General features: G+C 69.1%; 12 protein-coding genes. 7 read left to right on the top strand and 5 right to left on the bottom strand.

Features of this window, described 5'->3' with window-relative positions; genetic code table 11:
- The first annotated feature begins 203 nt into the window (after window positions 1-203).
- The 3 genes from ACFYWM_RS38360 (at window position 204) to ACFYWM_RS38350 (ending at window position 1,650) form a co-directional block, all read left to right on the top strand.
- Entirely contained in the window at window positions 204-563 is a 360-nt protein-coding gene (locus tag ACFYWM_RS38360) for an ArsR/SmtB family transcription factor (RefSeq protein WP_389924690.1), read from the top strand.
- Between the two features lie 41 nt (window positions 564-604).
- A complete protein-coding gene (locus ACFYWM_RS38355) occupies window positions 605-1,066 on the top strand; it encodes an SRPBCC family protein (RefSeq protein WP_389924688.1) in 462 nt (153 codons plus the stop codon).
- A gap of 116 nt (window positions 1,067-1,182) precedes the next feature.
- Complete coding sequence (locus tag ACFYWM_RS38350; protein WP_389924685.1) at window positions 1,183-1,650, top strand: VOC family protein; 468 nt, start codon at window positions 1,183-1,185, stop codon at window positions 1,648-1,650.
- Between the two features lie 75 nt (window positions 1,651-1,725).
- Here ACFYWM_RS38350 and ACFYWM_RS38345 read toward each other — a convergent pair whose 3' ends face one another.
- Window positions 1,726-4,521: a glycoside hydrolase N-terminal domain-containing protein gene (locus ACFYWM_RS38345; protein ID WP_389924682.1), complete on the bottom strand. Its 2,796-nt coding sequence runs from the start codon at window positions 4,519-4,521 to the stop codon at window positions 1,726-1,728.
- Between the two features lie 497 nt (window positions 4,522-5,018).
- Here ACFYWM_RS38345 and ACFYWM_RS38340 point away from each other — a divergent pair, with 497 nt between their 5' ends.
- Window positions 5,019-7,358 (top strand): N-6 DNA methylase, encoded by a 2,340-nt coding sequence (locus tag ACFYWM_RS38340; RefSeq protein ID WP_389924680.1) that lies wholly within the window; start codon window positions 5,019-5,021, stop codon window positions 7,356-7,358.
- Between the two features lie 27 nt (window positions 7,359-7,385).
- Window positions 7,386-7,601: a hypothetical protein gene (locus ACFYWM_RS38335; RefSeq protein WP_389924677.1), complete on the top strand. Its 216-nt coding sequence runs from the start codon at window positions 7,386-7,388 to the stop codon at window positions 7,599-7,601.
- Window positions 7,602-7,830: 229 nt separating this feature from the next.
- On the opposite strand, the gene ACFYWM_RS38330 is transcribed toward ACFYWM_RS38335, so the two are convergent.
- From ACFYWM_RS38330 to ACFYWM_RS38320, 3 genes are all read right to left on the bottom strand, one after another.
- The gene (locus ACFYWM_RS38330) at window positions 7,831-8,403 is read right to left on the bottom strand and encodes a DUF6461 domain-containing protein (protein WP_389924674.1); all 573 of its coding nucleotides are present in this window, start codon (window positions 8,401-8,403) and stop codon (window positions 7,831-7,833) included.
- A gap of 241 nt (window positions 8,404-8,644) precedes the next feature.
- Window positions 8,645-9,277 carry a peptide chain release factor H gene (gene prfH / locus ACFYWM_RS38325; RefSeq protein WP_389924672.1) on the bottom strand — a complete coding sequence of 211 codons (633 nt, stop codon included), beginning with the start codon at window positions 9,275-9,277 and terminating at the stop codon, window positions 8,645-8,647.
- Window positions 9,278-9,393: 116 nt separating this feature from the next.
- Window positions 9,394-10,560, bottom strand: coding sequence for an RNA ligase RtcB family protein (locus ACFYWM_RS38320; protein ID WP_389924669.1), 1,167 nt, complete (start codon window positions 10,558-10,560; stop codon window positions 9,394-9,396).
- 342 nt (window positions 10,561-10,902) lie between these two features.
- Between ACFYWM_RS38320 and ACFYWM_RS38315 the strand changes: the two genes are divergently transcribed.
- Complete coding sequence (locus tag ACFYWM_RS38315) at window positions 10,903-11,331, top strand: hypothetical protein (protein ID WP_389924666.1); 429 nt, start codon at window positions 10,903-10,905, stop codon at window positions 11,329-11,331.
- A 12-nt stretch (window positions 11,332-11,343) separates the two neighbouring features.
- Here ACFYWM_RS38315 and ACFYWM_RS38310 read toward each other — a convergent pair whose 3' ends face one another.
- Window positions 11,344-12,471, bottom strand: a complete 1,128-nt coding sequence (locus ACFYWM_RS38310; protein WP_389924663.1) for a winged helix DNA-binding domain-containing protein — start codon at window positions 12,469-12,471, stop codon at window positions 11,344-11,346.
- 315 nt (window positions 12,472-12,786) lie between these two features.
- Here ACFYWM_RS38310 and ACFYWM_RS38305 point away from each other — a divergent pair, with 315 nt between their 5' ends.
- Window positions 12,787-13,134: a hypothetical protein gene (locus ACFYWM_RS38305; RefSeq protein WP_389924660.1), complete on the top strand. Its 348-nt coding sequence runs from the start codon at window positions 12,787-12,789 to the stop codon at window positions 13,132-13,134.
- Window positions 13,135-13,430 lie beyond the last annotated feature (296 nt).

Genomic DNA, 13,430 nt, shown 5'->3' with positions numbered 1-13,430 from the left:
GATCACGAACGGGACGGAGCGCACGAACGCCCTCGCCATGAGGGCCGGGTGGTTCGTACCGAACTGTCCCTGCGGCCCCGTCGTGCCGCTGTCGTACGTGACCGGTCGCTTCTGTCCTTGTCGTACAAAACCCATAGCCCTTGACGGGGCCGAGCCCGACGCGATAGAAAACCATCTGGTTATAGAACCGAAAGGTAATCAAAATGGCTGCCGACGTTCTCGACGCGACGTTCGCCGCGCTGGCCGACCCCACCCGGCGGGCGATCCTGGCCCGCCTGATGGAGGGCGAGGCCACGGTGACCGAGCTGGCCGCGCCCTTCGCGATGAGCCAGCCGGGCATCTCCAAACACCTGCGGGTGCTGGAGCGCGCCGGTCTGATCTCCCGCGGCCGCGACGCGCAACGCAGGCCCTGCCGCCTGGAGGCCGCCCCGCTCAGGGACGCCGTGGACTGGCTGGCGAACTACCGCTCCTACTGGGAGGAGAGCTACCGGAGGCTGGACGATCTGCTCGGCGAGCTTCAGCCCGGCGAAGCGGCGAACGCCGCCGGGCGGGAGAGCCCGTGATGTCACGGCAGGACCGGGCCGAAGGCCTGACGGTGCGAGCGGTGTCCGAGACCGACCTCGTCCTCACCAGGATGTTCGCCGCCCCCCGCCGACTCGTCTTCGACGCGTTCACCCGCCCCGAGCTGCTCCGGCGATGGCACGGCGCCCGCGGCTGGCACCTCGTCGTCTGCGAGGTCGACCTGCGCCCGGGCGGCGCCTGGCGCTTCGTGTCACGCGGGCCGGGGGGTGCCGAGCTGGGCCAGAGCGGGGTGTTCCACGAGGTCGCCGCGCCCGGCAGGCTGGTCCAGAGCGAGGTCCACGACGGCTGGGAGGAGGGCGAGGCCCTCGTCACCACCGTCTTCGACGAGCGAGACGGCCGGACCGTGATGACCACCACGGTCCGCTACCCCTCACGCGAGGCCCGCGACAGCGTCCTCCGCACCCCCATGGAACGCGGCGCGGGCGAGGCGTACGACCGTCTCGCCGGGATGCTCGACGAGACGACCGCGAACGGCGAGCCGTGACGCCCGACCGCTGAACCCTGAGCGGTGATGACCACCCTGAACCCTGAGCGGTGATGACCCCCTGGGTGGCGACGACCACCCCGAGCCGTGACGACCACCCTGAAAGGCGAGCCGCAATGACCGACGCCCAGCCGCCCACGCGGACCGAGATCCCGACCGATCTCGCCGACATCCCGGCCCACCTCACCACCCCGCCCGTCCCTCCCGGCGCGTTCCTCCTCGAACTCGTCCCGGTGCCCGTCAGGGACATCGACCGCGCCAAGGCCTTCTACGCCGACCGCCTCGGCTTCCACGTGGACGTCGACGTACGCCCCGCGGACGGGGTCCGGATCGTCCAGCTCACCCCGCAGGGCTCGGCCTGCTCGATCACCCTGACCGAGGGCGTCCCGTCTTTGAACATGCCGGTGGGCACGCTGCGCGGCCTGCACCTGGTGGTGAGCGACATCGAGGAGGCCCGCGCGGCACTCATCGAGCGCGGCGCGGACGTGGGCCCGGTCGAGGACCTGGGTGGCGTTCACTACGCCGCCTTCGCCGACCCGGACGGCAACACCTGGACCCTCCAGCACATGCCCTGGCGCGCCTGAGGACGTCCTTCACAGCCGGCGTCCCGGCAGTCCGTCCCCGGGCGGTCACCCACCCGGGGACGGACCGCCGTCATCTCACGTCGCGACGGTGAAGGTGTCCACGTCGAACAGGTTGCCCGCACCTCCCACGAAGACCAGGTACAGCGGCCCGGAGGCCGACCCGCTCAGGGTCGTCGACACCGTCGCGTAGGTGTCCCAGCCACCCGTGGGCGACACCGCGACCGATCCCAGTAACGTCCCGGTGGCCGATCCCGACCGTATCTGGATGGTCCCGCCCGACCCGGCGGAGGAGACCCGCGCGGTGAAGGTCCGTAGTCCGGCGGTGTTCACTCCGGCGTACGCCGCCCAGTCGCCGTTCTCGATGTAGCCCACCGAGGCTCCGCCGCTGGCGCCCGGGTGGTCGGCCCGCTGCACGCCCGACTGCGAGGTGTACGCCTCACCCTCCACCGTCTGGCCGCCGGTGCCGCCCGACTGGAAGGTGATCGTGTACGTCTTCCCGGCGGTGGCGTTCCAGCTCAGCGTGTCACCGGTGCGCGTGGCGGTGACCGTCGCGCCCGTCTCGTCCTTGACCTGGTAGGTGCCGGTGGCGGCGGCGGTCCTGACCTTGATCGGGGCCGTCTTGCCGGTCCGCAGGGTGACCGTCGTGGCCTTCCCGCCGCTCCAGGCGGTGTCCACGGTGACGTCGCCCCGCGCGCGCAGGCCGGTCACCGAGCCGGTCGGCCACGCGGCCGGCAGCGCGGGCAGCACGTGCACGGTGTCGTGTTGGCTCTGCACGAGCATCTCCGCGACCCCGGAGGTCGCGCCGAAGTTGCCGTCGATCTGGAACGGCGGGTGGGTGTCCCACAGGTTGTCCAGCGTGGAGGACTTGAGCTGCTCGCTGAGCAGCTTGTGGGCACGGGTGCCGTCGAGCAGCCGGGCCCAGAAATTGATCTTCCACGCCTTGGACCAGCCGGTGCCGCCGTCGCCGCGCGCGTTCAGGGAGACGCGGGCCGCCGCGGCCTCGGCCGTACCGGGCAGGATCTGGTTGCCCGGGTGCAGGGCGAACAGGTGCGACACGTGCCGGTGGGTGTCGGTCTGGGAGTCCCAGTCGGTCTTCCACTCCTGGAGCTGGCCCCAGCGGCCGACGCGCAGCCCCGGGTCGAGCCGGGACAGGGCGGTGCTGACCTCGTTCTGGAAGGCGGTGTCCACGCCCAGCGTGCGGGCCGAGGCCAGCGCGTTGGTGAACACCTCCCGGACGATCTGCTGGGACATCGACGCGCCCGCCGAGAAGTCGCCGTTCTCCGGCGAGTAGCTGGGGGAGACCACGAGCCTGCCGTCACGCGGGTCGGTGTGCAGGAAGTCCAGCCAGAACTCGGCCGCGCCCTTGATCGCCGGGTAGGCGGTGTTGCGCAGGTAGTTCACGTCGCCGCTGAACCGGTAGCTGTCGTACATGTGCTGGGTCGTCCAGGCGGCGGCCTCGGGGAACCAGAACGACTGCGGGTAGCTGTGCACGCCGGTGAAGCCGTAGGGGTTGGTCTCGTTGTTGACCACCCAGCCGCGGGCCCCGTACATGTTGGTGGCCGTCACCCGGCCCGGGGCGACCATGCTCGCGACGTACCTGTCGTACGGCCGCGTCGTCTCGCGCAGGTTGGTCTGCTCGGCCGGCCAGTAGTTCATCTGCAGGTTGATGTTGACGTGGTAGTCGGCGTCCCAGGGCGGGTTGACGACGTTGTTCCACACGCCCTGGAGGTTGGCCGGGAGGATGTCGTTCTCCCGTGAGGAGGAGATCAGCAGGTAGCGGCCGTAGGCGAAGAACATCGCCTCCAGCGCGCGGTCCTGCGTCGAGGAACCGCCGGTGTAGTTGCTGCGCAACTGGTTGGTCGGCACCGTCGGGTTCGTCTGGCCGATGTTCAGCTTCACCCGGTCGAACAGGTTCCTGTAGTCGGCGAGGTGCGCGGCCTTCAGCGCGTCGTAGGTCCTGGCCGCCGCCGTGGTCACCCGCGAGGTGACCCCGGCCTGCGGGTCGGTGCCCCGGTAGGCCGGGTAGCCGTCGGAGTAGTCGGTGCCCGCCGACAGCACCAGCATCACGCTGTCGGCCCCGGAGACGGTGACCCGGTCCCCGGAGTCGGTCCTGGTGCCGCCCTGGTTGACCACCTGCACCTGCGCCTCGAACCGCAGGCCGTTGTTGGCGAGCCGGCCGCGGATGGTGAGCCGGCCGTTCGAGGCGGTCACGGTCTTGTCGGTACGCGGTGAGGTGTGCCGCAGCGTGAAGGAGACCCGGCCGGCCTGGCTGGCCGAGATCCGGGCCACGATCACGTTGCCGGGGTTGCTGGCGAAGTACTCGCGGGTGTACTCGACGCCGCCCGCCGTGTAGCCGACCCTGGCCACGGCCTCGCGCAGGCTCAGCTCGCGCCGGTATCCCGTGGTGCTCGACGGCGGGTTGGCGAAGTCGAGGAACAGGTCGCCGAAGGTCTGGTAGGAACCGAAGTTGGTCTTGCCCTGGCCGAGCGCGTTGGCGACGGTCTGCGGCGTGATCCTGCCGTTCTGGTCGATCTGCGCCTGCATGTTGTCGATGGCCCCCGGGCGCGGGGAGGTCCAGTTGCCGTGGTTGTAGCCGCCGGAGGCACCGGGACCGCCGGTCCACAGGGTCTTCTCGTTGAACTGGATCTGTTCGGAGGCCACCCCGCCGAACAACTTCGCACCCAGCGGGCCGTTACCGATCGGCAGCGCCTGGGTCTCCCAGTTGGTGGCCGGCGAGTTGTACCACAGGGTCAGGTCGTCGGTCGCGGGCAGCGCCACGGCCTGCGCCGAGGTCGGGGCGTTCATACCGGCGAGCATGGCGACCACACCTAACAGGGCGATGCCCAGTCTGGAGCGCGGGAACTTGATCACACAAATTCCTCCGATCAACAAGGGGGGTAGACAACGAAATAGCACCGAAACAAGGCCGAAACAAGGCTTCACATCCGATGTCTCTTAATGAAAGATCAGACCTGCCCGGGATCTGGACGTCGCCGGAACGGGATGACCGCGCCCCGGACGCGCATCGGCGTGTCACCGTCACGCCGTCTCACCGCGCGGGGACGACGACCGCGCACGACAGATCGGATGTCATAGGGTCGCCCCGGATGGCCACGCACATGAACCGGGGATCTCGTAGATGTCCCGTTGCCTCACCAATCTGTTAACCCTATTTTTAAAAATTCCTCTATCGGCGAGGTCGATCAGGTGTCCGCCCAAATGTTCGCCCGGCGAATTTTCCCGCAGATCAGGGGCATAGCGGCGTTCCCGGCGAGGCGCGCCGCAGCCGCGTAACAGTCGGCGCCACTTTGCGCACTGGCAGTGCTCACAATGCGCGGCGCCCTCCGGCTCCCTCTACAGTCGTGCTCATGGCACAGCGGCGAGAGACGCGAGCGGAGACGGGTGACACCCGTCGGCTGATCACCCGAACGGAGATCGCGGAGTGGGCCAAGGTGGCCCGTCCGGCCGTCACGAACTGGGAGAGGCGGTACGCGGACTTCCCCAGGCCCGTGTCGGCGGGAGAAGCCGAATACTTTTGGCTCCAGAGCGTGCTCGCCTGGCTGGACGCGCGCCGCGTCCCGGCCAACAGGTTGATCGGTGACGAGCCCCCCGGCACCACGTACGGCGACCGGGTACGACGTGGTCTGCCCGACAACCAGCCGCCCCCGGGGGCCGGGAATTCACCTGAGGATTCACCCGGCGAAGGGTACACACGACGGCTGCACGAGCTGCTGGCGATGGCGGACGCGATCAGAGGCTCCGCTGCCATGGCGGACTACCTGGCCCTGCTGCTCACGCTCAACTTCCTGCGTGTGGCCGAGCCGGAGCGCTGGACGAAGTTGAACGAGCCGCCCGTCCGCGCCGATGGCGCGAAGCAGGCCAAAGACCTGCTCCGGAGCATCGGGCACGCGGCCGACGAGGCGCTGCGCCGCCGCGGTGTGCCCCCGGGGCTGCAGAACTCCCTGGTGCGGCTGACCCCGCGTACCGTCCAGGAACTCAGGCGAGTCGTCGATCTCTCCGCCGGGCTCGGACGCGAGACGTACGAGCGGCTCCTCGGCAGGTACGAGGAGCAGGTCGCGCTGCGCAGCGGCGAGTTCTTCACACCTCCCGCGCTGACCAGGCTCATGGCCGACCTCGTCGTCTCCGGTACCGCCAAGATAAGGCGTATCCACGACCCGTACGCCCGCGGGGGCGAGTTGCTGGTCGCGACCGCCGCCGCGGCGGGCGGGAACACGGACGTGCGTGGTGAGAGCCCGCGTCTGGATACCCTCCGGTACGCCGCGATGAACCTCGCCCTGCACGGTGCCGACGCGATCCTGGAAGTCGGCACGGCCACTCCGTGGGAGGCCCGCGGGAACCGGCCGCCGGTGCGGGCGGACGTGATCGTCACGAACCCGCCGTTCAACACGGGCTCGACGACGGGGAAGAGGACCCGGACAGCCTGGCCGTACGGCGCGCCGCCGGCGGGAAACGACAACTTCGCCTGGTTGCAGCACATCCCGCAATCGCTGGAAAGCGGCGGCAGAGCAGCCGTGATCATGCCGCAGAGCGCCGGGACGTCCGCCAACCAGGCCGAGCGGGACATCCGCCGCAACATGGTGGACGCCGGGGTGGTCGAGTGCGTGATCGCCCTGCCGGGCCGGCTGTTCGCCACCACCGACGTGCCCGTGTCCGTGTGGTTGCTGCGCCGGCCGGGCACTCCCGGCGCGCCGGTGCTCCTCATCGACGCGCGGGAGCGAGCGGCGAGATCTCGCGACCACCGGACCCTGCCGCCGGAAGACCTGAACGCCATCGTGACCACGTACCGGCGGTGGCGTGACGGCCAGGCCCCGGACGGCGGGTACGAGGCGGGCGACGGTCTCGGTGTCGCGGTCCGGCCCGACGAGATCCACGCCCGCGACTCCTCACTCAACCCCGCCGACTACCTTGCCGACGAGCCGCCGAACGACGCGGCCAAAGGGCTGGGCTCCGTCGCGGACGCGTTCGGACTGCTGGCCAGGACGCAGATTCAGGCGAACGAGGCGGGCAGGGCGGTCGTCACGAACGCGGCGGCGCTCGCCCGGGGAACCGGGGGCTCGTTCGCCTCCGTCCCGGTCGGCTGGACCCGCACGACACTGGCGGAGGTGTGTGAGATCCAGGCGGGTCCCTCGTACTCGCGCCTGCGTGACGAGCGACGCGTGCCGGACGGCGCCATCCCCATGGTGCGGCCCAGGCACCTGCGGGAGGGCCACATCACCGCTTCCAGCCAGGAGAGGATCCCGGCCGAGTTCGCCGCGTCGTACGAGCGCTACCTTCTCCAACCGGGCGACATCGTCTGCATCCGCTCCGGCGTGCTGGTCCCTCCCGCGTTGGTACGCGACGAGCACCACGGCTGGCTGCCGCACCACAACCTGTTCCGCCTCCGCGCGCACCGGCCGGAAGCCTTCGATCCGCGCTACCTGCTCGGCCTCCTGTCACAGCCGGACGCGCTCGACTGGGTGTACGACCGCTCGGCCACGGCGGGAGCGCGCTCCATCAGCACCCGCTCGTTCGGGGAGCTACCGGTGACACTGCCCCCGATGGCAGTGCAGCGGCGCGTCGCCACCCTGCTTCACGATCTCGACCTGCAGATCTCACTTCACCGGCGGCTGGTCACGGCCGCCACGGACGCCCGCGCCCTGCTGACCGAGGGCCTCATGAGCGGGGCGCTCGCTCTCGACCCGGCATGACCCCCTCTCTGAGGAAGGAAACCTCGCATGGACCCGCAACCTCCCAACGGCCCGAGCGCCACCAGGTCCCTCTGGCTGGCGATCGCGGGGCTCTTCTCCCTGGTGATCGCTCTGGTCGCGGGCATACTGAAGAGCCAGACCGGCGCGGGGCTCGCCGATTCGGCACTGATGAGCGGTGGCGCGTTCACCGCGGCGATGATCCTGTGCCTGGGGGTCCTGACCGCGGCCCAGGGACCGCGATGACCCTCCGGTGTCTCCTGGCCGAACGAAGGCGGAAGGAAGGCACCGGACACCGAACCGCGCCGGGACCGCTGGAGGCTTTGATGTACTCCGGCGCGGTTCAACCTGGCGAATCACGCGGAAACCCGCTGCCACCCTCTTCGCGCAGACCGGCTGTTCAAAGCTCGCGCAGACCGGCTGTTCAAAGCCATCCTCGCCCTTCGAACGCGGGAACGTCCTTTGTCGGCCGACGTCACGACCCGGATGGTTCCGGGACGACGCCCCACATGAACGTGGAACTCTTCAGCAGTTGTTCCGTCACCCTGATCCCGGTCAGGTGCTCGACGAGCAGGAAGGCCGGTCCTTTGTAGAAATAGGAAGACGACGGGTAAAGCTTGTCGATCTCCGTCATCACGTCCACGATTTCGTCCGGCTCCTCTTCCAGAGGTTCGTTGTCGCATCCGAAGCAGAATCGGATCTCGCCGTTCTCGCACCAGTGGAAGTAGTCCAGGCCTTTGATGCTGAGTGCGGCCTGGGAGACGAGGCGGGTGCCCTCGGAAAGCTTGGTGATCACGTCTTCCTGGGTGCCGATCCAGTCAGGGTCGAAGACGAACGTCCAATCACCGATGGAGGTGACGCCGAGAGGCTCCCCGGGACGGGGGTAATCATCCGGTTCTTCGGGGAGGGGGTCCGGCGTGAAGCCCTCCCATCGACCGCCGAGGCGGGCGACCACCTCTTCGGGCGTGGCACGGATGTAGATGAAGCTGTAGCACTCCTCGCCGTATTCGCCGCGGAGCCAGGAGACGTCAATGGGCCGCATGGTCATGTCGTCATGCTGCCAGCCGCCACCGACGGAAACAGGACCCGATCGTCACGGGCAAATGGAGCCGGGCGTGAACTCAGGATTCCGGCGATCGGTGAGCCTTTTCGCTCTCCCGGCCGGGCAGTTCGGGAGCGAATGATGGTGAGTCGCATGAAATGGGAGGAGAGGAATCGTCGGCGGCCTGGTTGTGCACCCTCACCCCGGCTCGGCCGCTCCGAGCCGCGGCTTCAGGATGCCACGATGCTCACGGACGCTCGGTACGGGTGGGGTTGCCGCGTACGAGCTCGCCGTGGACGCGCCAGCGGGCGGTGGTGGCGGCGCGTCCCGCCTCCTCGTCGCCCTGCTCGATGCGCTGCCGCAGCAGCCGCATGGCGATGCCGCGGTTGAGGCTGAACTGCCGCTCGGTGTCGACCACGACGACGATCCCCGAGGGCCGGTGAGTCGCCCGCACCGCCGTGCTGGCCTTGTTGCGGTGCTGACCGCCGGGGCCGCCGGTGCGGCAGGCGACGATGTCGACGTCCTTTTCCGCGAACGTCGTGCGCGGGGTGTCTACCTCGCATGGCCGGGCGGTGACGTACCAGTTCTTCCGGCTGGTGCCGGTCCGGTACGGGCTGGGGGCCTGCCAGCACAGGGTCCCGGTCCACGAGGCGGCGAACGCCTCGGCACCGGCCCCCGAGATTCGGACGAGGACCGACCGGTAGGTGCCGGGCCGGTCACCGGGAACGGTCTCGGTCCGGCGGGTTTCCAGGTTCTGCCGGGCGGCGTCGGCCTCCAGGCGGCGCAGCAGCCGGGCCAGCGCCCAGGCACACTCCTGCGGGCCACGCCCGGCCGACAGGAGCAGATGGACGCTCGCCGCCGATCTCGCTTTCGCGCTCACGACCGGCTCCGCTGGCGTGCCCGAGGCTGGTCCCGCTTGCGTACCTGCGGCCGGCCTCGCCCGCGCGCCCGCGACCTGCCCTGCCTGCGAGCTCGCGGCCTGCCCTGCCCGCGCGCTCAAGATCGGCCTCGCTTTCGGCGGCGCTCACGCTGGGGCGCGGACCCGAGGTCGGGCGTCTTGTAGGTGACCAGGGGGACCGTGGTGGCCACCGGCGTGGCCAGGCCGTGGTCGACGAGGTCGGAGATCACCTGCTCGATGCGCTTGTACGCCGTCGGCGCCTCCTCGAAGAGCAGCTGGCGGTCTCCGCACACCACCAGCGACCCCACCGGCGTGCGGCGCAGCTCCTCGACCGTGTGCTTGGCCCGCCCCCGGCGCAGGGCGTCCGCACGCGACATCTTGCGGCCCGCGCCGTGCGCGACGGAGTGGCCGGCCTCCGGCCCGGCGTGGGCGGCCACGAGGTAGGAGGGGGTGCCCCGCGTACCGGCGATGAGCACGTCGTTGCCGTCACCCGGCGCCGCACCCTTGCGGTGCAGGTAGACCCCGTCGCGGATCTCGACCAGGTTGTGGCACTGGTCGACGAGCGGCTCGGCGGGCTCGGCCCCCAGGGCGTGGGCGACCCGGGCGGCCATCAGCCGCCGGTTGAGCGATCCCCAGCGTACGGCCTCGTCGTGCATCGCCAGGTAGGCACCGGGATCGGGGGCCGGGCCCGCGCCGTGGACCTCGGTGTGCGCCCGCAGGATTCGCTCGCCCAGCCCCCGGGAGCCGCTGTGCACGATGAGGACCAGGTCGCCCCCGGCGAGCCCGAGACGGCTCGCGTGATCCGGCTCGAAGACCGTCCCGATCCGAGCCAGCTCGACGAAGTGATTGCCCCGGCCGACCGTTCCGAGACCCTCGGTGTGCCCCGCGGGGATGTCACCCTTCACGACGGCCCAGGCCGGGTCGTCGGCGTCCCGCTCGGGATCCAGCGCGCGATCGAGGTCGGGGAACCGGGCGGCGAGCTTCTCGGGCACGGCGCGCTTGAGCCTCATGGGGAACACCGCGATGCCGCAGCCGATGTCGGAGCCCACCAGGAACGGATACAGCACGGTCGACGCCATCGCGGCGCCGATGGGCGCGCCCTTGCCCGGATGCAGGTCCGGCATGGCGGCGACGTGCGTCATGCCGTCGAGGGCCGCCACCTGGTGGCACTGTGCGAGGGCGTCGGACTCGATCCAGCTCGCCGGGGAGGCGAACACGGTGACGGTGGCCGCGGTGGACGGCGGCGGGGAGTGTTGGTGAGACAAAGAGGCTCTCTCAGCTCTCTCAAAAGGGCATGGGCTGACAGCATCACGGCACGCGTCGGCACCGTGGCATCTCAGGGAGCGGGGTGCCGTCCATCAGATCGTCATGGACACCACGTTCCCCGAACCCGCCACACGGGGGCAAGCGGTTTTCGGCCGTACGGGCCTGCTCGTATCCGGATTAACGCCACCGTCGTAAACGGTCGGCGGCGAGGGAGACGTGAATCGAGCGGAAGCGATTCCGCCGGATCAAACGAAGGGGACATTCGAAGATTCCTGGTGACTTGACCATGTGCCGTCCGATCTTCCGGATTCCTCGTTACCATCTCCGACGGAGGCGATTCGATGTACAAGTACAGCCGTGACGAAGGAACGTGGGATCAACTTGTGGAGGTCGGGCTGGAGTTCCTCGTCGAGCGCGCTCAAAGCCCGGTCGCGACGTCGTACGAGGACCTCAACAACGCCCTGACGCAGAGAACCGGCCTTCCCGGTTTCGACTTCGGACGCCCTGACGAGCGAGCCGCAATCGGATACCTCCTGGGACTGATCGTGGAGAGGACCTACCCGGAGACCAAGCTGATGATCTCGGCCCTCGTCACCCACAAGGGCGGAACCGACCCGGGCGGCGGCTTCTACGCCCTGGCGACGGAACTCAAACTGCTTCGGCCGGGCGCTTCGAGAGTCGAGAAAGACAAGTTCTGGGTGGACCAGTACATAAAAGTGCAGGAACACTACTCCGGAGCCGACCGACGCGAGTCCTACTGTGCTGATTAGGGCTGTCATTTTTTAAAGCAAACGGACTTCGGCGCTCGGCATCTGCTTGGTCCACCAGTGACCGTAGCGGCGATAGACGGTGGTCCCGCGATCCGCCAGGAACGCCGCCAACGCACCGGCCTCCGCCGCGAGTTCCCTCCACACCTCCTCGTCCAGGCGGTGGAAAGCCGTCGCTTCGATGCCTCCCTCGACCGGGCGCCACACGCCGGCGATGTAACCGTCGACGAGCAAGGTCGGCAGGACATCGCCGTTGCGCCGGATGACGAGCGGGCGGTATTCCGGCGGAATGACGCGGTTGCGATCGGAGTAGGCGAGCAGGACGTTGTCCCACATGGGCAGCAGCCGCGGTGGGGCGGCGATGTCCTCTGCCGGAAGCGGTGCCCCGGGCACGTCGAACAGCGTCGCTCCATCCGGCCCCTTCAACTCCTCGACCTCACCGGCCAAAGCCTTTACGGCCTGCAGCAGCACCGGCCGCCTGAGCATGGTGAACTGCGCCAGGTCCGGCACCGAGGCGGGACCGAACGCCCGCAGGTAACGCAGAACCAGTTGCCGCACGGACTCGTCCTCGAACTCCGGACCTGATGTGGTCCACGCGGCGACGAACGACGGCCTCACACCGAACGACCACGGCCCACCGGTCGGGGCGTGATGCAAGGGCGCGAACGTCCGCAGCGCCCACCACACGCCCCGCCTGGGCTCACCGAACCTGGTCGTGAGGAAGCCCTCGATCTCGGCGCCGGTCCGTGGACGGGCCACGAACTCCGCGAGATGGGGAAGGAGGGCGTCGGCGTCGGCGACGGACAGCCCGCTGGAGGCGAAGCGGGAGCCGCCCAGACGCGCGGCCCGTAGGCTGCGCCGCATCGCGTTGTGGAACCCCGGGTAGTCCTCGGCGTGCACCGCGTGCAACGTGATGCGCATCAGTGGAGCCTTGACCACCTCGCGGGCGGCGAACGCGGCGTCCAGGTCTTCCGGTTCGAAGCCGGTGAGCCGGTTCCACAGGGCGAGATACGGTGACGGGGCCTCCTGCGCCTGCAGAGCGACGATGCGGCGGACGGCGTCGGCCACTGCCAGCGATTCGCGCTCCAACAGCATCTGTCGGCCGAGCGTGGCCCGGTTGAGCCGTCGGGCGGTAAGTCTCATGCCAGGATCCTCGTCCTCACGATAGGAAGGCGGCGTGACAGGGCGGACCCCCGGGTGCCAGACAGTCTGAGGCGCGGAGGCCCGTACCCATCCTCTTCTGTGGGCGGGCAGATACCGCTGTTCAGATCATCGCGGGCTCAGACACTTCGTTGGTGCACTCGATCTCCCGGTGAAGCCGTCGTGACGGGCGTGAACGTCGCTCATCCGGTCGGTACCGTGTCGATCGTGAAGCCACATCGACGCCTGCGGCGGGGGCGTCGTCCTCCGCGGAGGACGCGGCCGTTGAAAGGGCGGCGACATCCCTCGTCTGGGGCTTTGACCGGCGCGAATGTTCTCCTCGTCGGATACTTCTCCGCCAAGCAGAAGCAGTACGCCGTGCTCATGGATGAGCTCGCCGAGGTGGTCACGGCCCTTGGCGCTCGTGTGGTGGGAAGCTTTGTGCAACGTCGGGGCGTCTCCGACGGCGGAGTGAAGACGATGGGCCGACCTTACTCGTCGCGTACGTTGGTGAGCGCGGGCAAAGTGCGCGAGATCGCCTCCGCTCGTGCGGAGACCGATGCCGATGCGGTCGTCTTCCTCAATCCGCTGACAGGTCATCAACAGGACGTGCTCACGGAGACCTTCAACTGTCCGGTGATCAGCTCGGCCGAGCTACGGGCGTGATCGGCACGCATTCCGGGCCGGCCCCCCTGGGCGTCCGGCGAGCACATCAAAGGGCTCGGCTTCTGTCAGAGTACGCAGGTCGAAGCTCGTACTGCTCGATGGACCTCTGACTGTTCCAAGGCCTTCGTCGTTTTGAGGCGGCCTGGTCGGCCACTCCGAAGACACCCCGCGGTGCCAAGCGTTAGGCGCAGCACGGCAGGAGGACGTTCCCCCTTGAATGTGGACACCTTAGAGACTGGATCTTGAGGTCCAGGGGAAGAGATGTCCCTGATGGTGATGAAGAACTACCCGCCCGA

Source organism: Streptosporangium sp. NPDC002721, assembly GCF_042888905.1.
Lineage (GTDB): Bacteria > Actinomycetota > Actinomycetes > Streptosporangiales > Streptosporangiaceae > Streptosporangium.
The sequence above is the reverse complement of the archived record's forward strand: the minus strand, read 5'-3'. Positions and strand labels throughout refer to the sequence as shown.

What these genes read in the sequence shown, in the direction of transcription:
- ACFYWM_RS38360 (WP_389924690.1), top strand. Translation starts at nt 204, where the DNA reads ATGGCTGCCGACGTTCTCGACGCGACGTTCGCCGCGCTGGCCGACCCC.
- ACFYWM_RS38340 (WP_389924680.1), top strand. Translation starts at nt 5,019, where the DNA reads ATGGCACAGCGGCGAGAGACGCGAGCGGAGACGGGTGACACCCGTCGG.
- ACFYWM_RS38350 (WP_389924685.1), top strand. Translation starts at nt 1,183, where the DNA reads ATGACCGACGCCCAGCCGCCCACGCGGACCGAGATCCCGACCGATCTC.
- ACFYWM_RS38330 (WP_389924674.1), bottom strand. Translation starts at nt 8,403, where the DNA reads ATGACCATGCGGCCCATTGACGTCTCCTGGCTCCGCGGCGAATACGGC.
- ACFYWM_RS38335 (WP_389924677.1), top strand. Translation starts at nt 7,386, where the DNA reads ATGGACCCGCAACCTCCCAACGGCCCGAGCGCCACCAGGTCCCTCTGG.
- ACFYWM_RS38315 (WP_389924666.1), top strand. Translation starts at nt 10,903, where the DNA reads ATGTACAAGTACAGCCGTGACGAAGGAACGTGGGATCAACTTGTGGAG.
- ACFYWM_RS38310 (WP_389924663.1), bottom strand. Translation starts at nt 12,471, where the DNA reads ATGAGACTTACCGCCCGACGGCTCAACCGGGCCACGCTCGGCCGACAG.